At 30.1% G+C, this 1,013-nt stretch carries 3 protein-coding genes; 1 reads left to right on the top strand and 2 read right to left on the bottom strand.

Annotated elements, in window-relative coordinates; translation table 11 throughout:
* A partial coding sequence (locus tag MW871_RS16270) for a hypothetical protein (RefSeq protein ID WP_248429436.1) occupies positions 1-246 on the top strand: 246 nt, incomplete at its 5' end.
* Positions 247-254: 8 nt separating this feature from the next.
* Here MW871_RS16270 and MW871_RS16265 read toward each other — a convergent pair.
* On the bottom strand, positions 255-572 hold the full coding sequence (locus MW871_RS16265; protein WP_248429435.1) for a type II toxin-antitoxin system RelE/ParE family toxin: 318 nt from the start codon (positions 570-572) through the stop codon (positions 255-257).
* Positions 572-811: a hypothetical protein gene (locus MW871_RS16260; protein ID WP_248429434.1), complete on the bottom strand. Its 240-nt coding sequence runs from the start codon at positions 809-811 to the stop codon at positions 572-574. The genes MW871_RS16265 and MW871_RS16260 overlap by 1 nt, the downstream gene beginning before the upstream one ends.
* Between the last annotated feature and the right edge of the window lie 202 nt (positions 812-1,013).

The raw sequence follows: 1,013 nt of genomic DNA, 5'->3' as shown, positions 1-1,013 counted from the left end.
AAATTTCTATTTCGTAATTCAGGAATAAAAATTTCATTAAGTGACTTAATCATTTTATCTTTTTCTAAACTCATTATTCCATATAATTTAGTGAATTCTATTTCGTTCCGCCAAACTGACGCACAACGTCTTGGCGCTTGGCGAGGTTGGGGACTTTTGAAACCGAGTATTTTCTGCCGAAACGAAGATATGATAAACAACGCTAATTCCACTAAAACCCCAATCTCGCCAAACGGCTGTTGGTAGCTGGCAATTTATTTATTCCGTTTTATTTTAATTGGATTTTGACGAGTATCAAATACGTCTGCAATTTTTATAAATTTTAATTCAATATCAACTGAATAGATAATTTTATAATTATCACAAACTATATATCTGTAATCATCTTCTCTGTCAATCAATAATTCTTCGATTTGAAACATTTCTGAATTTTGTAGAAGTCTATTTGGTTCAGCTAAAATGTTTTTAAGTATGTTTTTAGCAACTTTTTTGTTTGCCTTTTCAATATAATATTTGAAAATTTTATCAAGTTCACTTTCTGCAAAGTTTGACCAAATTACTTTATAACTCATTAATTGTATTTCTTTAGAAGTTCAGAAGTACTTTTATACTTACCATTTTTGAAATCATTCTCTGATTTATCAATTCTGTCGTTAAATTCCTTTAACGACATAGGTTTAAAATCTGAATTTTGTTCTAACTCAATAGTAGATTTCTTTCTCAATATATTTTCTAATTGAGAAATTACTTCTTCACTTTGAAGCTTAAGGAAAGCCTGCATAAATTCTATTTTTCTACTTTGAATATCCATAATAAAATATTTTTTTCAAAATTACGAATTATCTCAAACAACAGGTTCGATTCTCCGTTTTTTTTTTGCTTGCTACCAACGTTTCGCGGCTTTGCGAGGTTGCGAACTTCGGAACCGAGTATTTTCTGCTAAGATAAAATTTCTCGCGAAAGATAAACGTGAATTAACCACATATTTCGCAATCTCGCAACACCGCTGTTAG

The organism is Flavobacterium pygoscelis (genome assembly GCF_023162025.1).
GTDB lineage: Bacteria > Bacteroidota > Bacteroidia > Flavobacteriales > Flavobacteriaceae > Flavobacterium > Flavobacterium pygoscelis.
This window is presented reverse-complemented; position numbering and strand designations above follow the sequence as displayed.

What these genes read in the sequence shown, in the direction of transcription:
- MW871_RS16265 (WP_248429435.1), bottom strand. Translation starts at nt 572, where the DNA reads ATGAGTTATAAAGTAATTTGGTCAAACTTTGCAGAAAGTGAACTTGAT.
- MW871_RS16260 (WP_248429434.1), bottom strand. Translation starts at nt 811, where the DNA reads ATGGATATTCAAAGTAGAAAAATAGAATTTATGCAGGCTTTCCTTAAG.